Genomic DNA, 5,223 nt, shown 5'->3' with positions numbered 1-5,223 from the left:
ACCCAAACGGACATGCACCTGCTGCGATAGAAAAACTCTATCGCTGCAGCTTTGAAATCGACATTCTCAACAGCCTGCTAGAAGCACCCCGAACGCTTCCGTGGACTGTTCCCGAAACACCGGAGAGTAAGTGCCGAGTCCCTCGATTACATCGACGATCTGATCGAGCACACCGATGTCACCTGCGTTCCTCAGCGTTGCCGCATATTGCTGGAAGTCAGACCAGTTGACCTGGGCGTGCGAATAACCTGAGCCAAACCCGCCCTCGACGAATCCATATCGAGCAGGATCGGCCTGGGCAAGCAGCTGGGCCTGCACGTACTTTTCAAATTTCTTGAACTCTGCAATCAGCAACGGCGCTGCCTGCCCGTGCGGATTGGGATCGCGCTCGCCCCAGCACCAGGTGCCTTCGTAGCCGCGACCAATCAGCTGCTCAAGCACCAGCAGTTGTCGGGCGTCCATGACATGTCCGTAAATCATGCGCGGATCGCGGCTGTTCGGGTCCACATCGGTGACGCCGGCCCACTGGAAGATCAGGCCTTCCAGCATCGCATCCCGCGCCGCAGGCACGGTTTCATCCATATAGGCCTGCACCATTCCGACGAGAACCGGGTCCGTCGCCATGGCCTGTCGCAAGTCAGGCAGATTGCCGAACGCCTTCGCTTCCGGCAGATCAATGACGTCGAGAATGCCTGCATTGAACTGCGCGTTGACGCGGTGCGCGGTATCGACCTGGAACCAGATGTCATCCGCAGCCGCGTCCGTTCCATCGGCACGGATCGCCGTGCCAGTCTGCTCATGGGCCTGTCCGTTCGCATCGACCACGCTGGAACTTTCCCACGCCGTCCGCATACCGACGATTCCATTCTCCGCGAGTGTCTGCAGCTCGCCGGCGTCGGTTTGTCCATCACCGTCCAGATCGCGCCAGATGCGCAGCTCCGAGAACGCAGCATCCGCGCCGTCAACCTTGCCGTCCTGATTGGCATCCAGTTCGCGCAAGGCTTCGAAGCCATTCGCGGCCAGCAGGCCGTTGCTCAGCAGCGTCTGACTGCCGAACATCTCGCGACCGCTATCGATCAGCCCGTTGCCATTCAAGTCGCGCACCAGAAACCCATCATCCGCTGATGCCCATGCCGTCCGTTCCCGCATGCCGTTGGCGTCGTGATCGAAATAGCGATCCTTGTCCATCGCCACCGTTTCCACGCCGTCTCCATCCAGATCGATCACGATGGGCGACTTCTTGTTCTCCGCGGGACCTACATCGGGCGCATCTTCATCGTCGTCATCTTCGGTCTTGAGGAAGATGCCGAGATCGTGCGCATCCTTGTGGTAGTTCTCTATCGTCAAGCCACCGTTTACACGCAGGGTAGTACCGTCCAGCACATAGACATCACCACCGCCGTAGTAGGTGTTCTCAGGATCACCTTCCTCGCGGGTGCCACCGGTTAACTGCATGCTACCCCGGTAGACAGCCCCCTTTCCGTCCGAGTCCTCAATCGTGTCCAAATTGTCGATGTCGTAGATGTCAAAACCATCACCACCGCGAAGAGTGTCCGTGTTGCCACCGGCACTCAGATAGTCCCTGCCGGCGGAGCCGTAGAGCGTGTCGTTGCCCCATCCGCCAAACAGACGGTTCTCGCTGGTGTCGGCATCGTCGGCGCCGGATCCCGCATAGAGCGTATCGTCGCCGTCACCACCGTGGAGCTCATCCTTCCCGGCACCGCCTCGCAGGATGTCCGAGTCGTCCAAGCCAAAAATGAAATCGTCGCCGCCACCCGCGGAGATCTGGTCTGAACCGTCACCGCCAAGGATGACGTCCTTCTTGTCATCATCTTCCACGACTACCTGTAGGCTCCCGGCACCCGACTGGAGTGTCACGCGCTGGACCTCACCCAAGTCGGGTGAGAGATTTTCCTTATCCGCCAGCCAACTCTTAATGTTGGCCAGGAGCATGTCCTGCCCCTTTCGATCCGAGCCGCTCGCGATCTTCGACAAATCCAGCGTGATTCCGCCTTGGACTACGTCTAAGAATTCCAAGGACGTGGGGCTGGTCTCGAAGTAGTAGTACTCCGCCAGCGTTGCGAGCGCCCCTCGATTTATATTCTTCTCAAAAGCGGTTCCGCGGGTGCCGATTTTTTGCAAGTCCACACCCACCGCATCCAAGATGCCGCTTCCGTTTGTGCCGCTCGCCAGCTGCCGGTTGTGCAGGGAGGCCATAAAGTCGCGCTTGTCCGACCGCGTATCTGCGGCATACAAGCCGGTGTCGGTGAAGACAGAGAACGCACGATTCTGCTCGATCAGTCCTGTGTTGAATGCCTGCGAACGCATGACAGAACTCAGCAAATCCATCGAATGCAGGGAGATCGCCATCGAGCCTGGAACTGATTCCAAGACTGATGGCGTACCGACTTCGTACTCGTATGCTGCGCCCTGGATGGGAGGCAGAATCGACCTCAGGTATTCGAGCACCTCACCATCTGTACTGTAGGCAACAACGTTCGGTTCTCTTTGCGAAAACAGTGCGCCCAGGCTGGACGTATAGTCATCGAAGGCAGCATTGTTGTAGCCGCTGGTGAAAAGATAGGTTTGGAGCGTACCTAATAGGATGTCATTCCTGGCGCTAAGCTCGAAGGGCGCTGGATCGAAGACGGTCGCTTGCAAGTCTAGGAAGACTGCCATTACCGATGCCAGGCCGCCGCCCAGCGAATGGCCGGTCAGGCTGAAAGTAGCACCTGGATTTTGTGCCATGAGACCAAGCACAAAATCCAGCGCCTCGGTGACTTGGAAGGCTCCCAAGCCGATTCCGGCCGGAACGTTCGAGGCCCAATCCATGCTCTCGTTGGTGCCTGCGAAAGAAATGACGATCTCGCCCCCCCGTTGGTATGCGCTCGCCGAGAAGCCCCACATGTCATCTTCCTGACGGGAAATCTGCACCCATCCGTCGGTGAGCGGAGTCCGGTTCGCGCTTGATCGTGCATACACATGCGTGGCCAGCTGCGCGTATTCGAGATTGCTTGTCATGATTTTTTTCCTAAGTCCGTTTCATTTCAAATCACAAAAGTTGTCTTCTTCACGACCCCACTTGCGCAGGATTCGCTGATACTGCCGTGCGGCCGATCGCTGACGAAAATCCTTGTCTGCAATCGTTACCAGGTCCGGCTCTCCATCCGTATCGGGCCCCGTCAAGAGGTTCGTTTCCCTATCGATGAATCTTTGTTCTAGCGGCACGCGCTCCCATGAGGCACCATGGATCGACTGGTACTCGATGTAGGGCGGTATCGGCCTTCCAAGCGCGTACCATGTCTCGCAGTAGTAGAACGACGCCAACATCGACCAAGACCCGCTGGAAGCGTCGTAGTCCAGAAGCACAGGCACGTAGGTGTCGCGCCACACGGGTGGCGTTTTGATATTGCCTAGTGCCTTGGCGATCGAAACTGACATTTCCACGGGATATCTCCAGCCCCCGGGCCCGCCGAGCTCCGAGTATGTCTTCCCTTGTGCGGTTCGCTGGACCACGACCACCTGGCCATCCCGGAGCCGGACCTGCTCGGACCATTGCAGACTCACTTTGCCGCATCCGGCCAGCGCCATTGTCAACGCGAGAACCAATCCTCGCACCAGCCGCAAGGTCACTCGTGGAGTTAGCATCGAAAGCCTCCCGTACAAATACTTTGAGGAAGATCCGTCCACTCTCTTCATCGCTTTATTACTCCTGAAGTGTGTGACCCACGGCATACTCGATTTCTTTGTCAGCGACCGTCTGACATTCGCTTTCTGTCGGAGGCTTCGAGTTGCATCCCGCGACCAACACAGCGCACAGAATCAAAACCACGTTGAGCTTCATGGACACACTTTCGATGTTGGTTAGAGCAAAAAGGGTTAGGGCAAAAGGGGCAGAGATATTATTGCTATTGGTGCGTAGCCACGGTGAGGCCGCGAGATTGGCCGCTAGGAAATTTACGAGATAATTGGCTTGGTGAGAAATAATGTCCCTGACCTCTCAACCCCTTTCTCTCACAACGACCGCTGTATAGGTCAAACCCTGGGAGTCTACCGGCAGAGCCTGGGGATTTCCTCAGGCATTAAGTTCAGCATCAGCGCTTACAAATTCAATTACCCCCATTTAGTGCAGAACGCCCACTGATCAGAGACTCATCGACGAGATCATCTGGCGGAGTATCCCTGTTGAAGAGATAGCGACTCATCATGGTCTTGAAAGTTGGCATAATCATTCTGAAAACTCCTTCCGTTTAGTAATCATGAAAGTATCCAGCCTGCGCGTGCCCATATTGTTATCGCCATCCTCGGTAGAGGGAATTCCACAAGACGAGGTATTGATATACAGGTCACGCCCATTGAACTCCGGGGAAAAGAACGCCATGGTTTGACGATACGCGTCCATTTTGTGCTTGACATGATCATCGTCGAGCCCGGATGTTCGCTCATGGCCGCTGCAGCAATCGCGCACCACCGAAATGTTTTTCATGCTGAATACGTGATATTTGGCACCATCTTTTTCTCGCTCCTGGATAAAGCGACCGACACCCTGGCCAGTCCGCTCCACCCCGGCAACCTCAATCACGCCAAGAAATGGAATGAAATCAGCCACGGCGCCTTCGTTTGTCGAGTAGCTCACCAGCGCATCTTTATCGTTCCATTTGGCTACGACACCGGGCTTGATGACATCAATCCTCGTTATATCGAAATTCTTCTCGAATGAAAGGCTGCTCTCATAAGCGGCAGCGACGATATGTCTCGCTTCAAACTCGGTGAAATTGCGTGCGATGCCAACACGATAAACGCCTTGGCCCGCGAATCTGTTGCTCAGCTCCGCATTCCTTTTTTTAAGCTCGATGAGGCTGCGAATAAACGACTCCTTTCGTTCTCCAGGCCTCATGGCCTCGCACTTTTCCGTCGCAGCCCGTTCCACGTGACTGGCATAGGCATGGAAAACAACCCAGCAAACAGTAATCACCACAATGCCTGAACTTGCTATCAGGACGACAGTCCGGTTCAGGTACCGCTTACAAAATGACACCATGGTTCACCTCCACCGCCTGACATTGACCAACCTTCTCTTCCAAGAGTGCGAAGCGGGCGAGCCGACTCATTGCCATTGGTGAAATCAATGAACCCGCTCCCCTTGTCGGCTCTCTCGCGTCTGGTGTGGTTGACACGACGGCGATCTTGCCTCGGATGCGGTGCTGAGTGCACGCTTGGCGG

4 protein-coding genes are annotated in these 5,223 nt (G+C 56.1%); all 4 read right to left on the bottom strand.

Translation table 11 applies throughout. The features are described 5' to 3' along the window. Window positions 1-66: 66 nt before the first annotated feature. Window positions 67-3,021 carry a lipase family protein gene (locus tag AB7849_RS19410; protein WP_369501558.1) on the bottom strand — a complete coding sequence of 985 codons (2,955 nt, stop codon included), beginning with the start codon at window positions 3,019-3,021 and terminating at the stop codon, window positions 67-69. A 21-nt stretch (window positions 3,022-3,042) separates the two neighbouring features. After that, on the bottom strand, window positions 3,043-3,447 hold the full coding sequence (locus AB7849_RS19405) for a hypothetical protein (protein WP_237711782.1): 405 nt from the start codon (window positions 3,445-3,447) through the stop codon (window positions 3,043-3,045). Between the two features lie 781 nt (window positions 3,448-4,228). Beyond that, window positions 4,229-5,041: a hypothetical protein gene (locus AB7849_RS19400; RefSeq protein WP_008209892.1), complete on the bottom strand. Its 813-nt coding sequence runs from the start codon at window positions 5,039-5,041 to the stop codon at window positions 4,229-4,231. After that, on the bottom strand, window positions 5,025-5,223 hold a 199-nt coding region (locus tag AB7849_RS19395), incomplete at its 5' end, for a hypothetical protein (protein ID WP_369501557.1). The genes AB7849_RS19395 and AB7849_RS19400, both read right to left, overlap by 17 nt.

Origin of the sequence: Rhodanobacter sp. FW021-MT20 (assembly GCF_041107475.1) — a bacterium.
GTDB lineage: Bacteria > Pseudomonadota > Gammaproteobacteria > Xanthomonadales > Rhodanobacteraceae > Rhodanobacter_A > Rhodanobacter_A glycinis.
Note: the sequence above shows the minus strand (reverse complement) of the source record. Positions and strands in the feature narration are given on the sequence as shown.

Bases quoted from the DNA above. Each gene is read 5' to 3' on its own strand.
- AB7849_RS19410 (WP_369501558.1), bottom strand. From the start codon at position 3,021: ATGACAAGCAATCTCGAATACGCGCAGCTGGCCACGCATGTGTATGCA.
- AB7849_RS19400 (WP_008209892.1), bottom strand. From the start codon at position 5,041: ATGGTGTCATTTTGTAAGCGGTACCTGAACCGGACTGTCGTCCTGATA.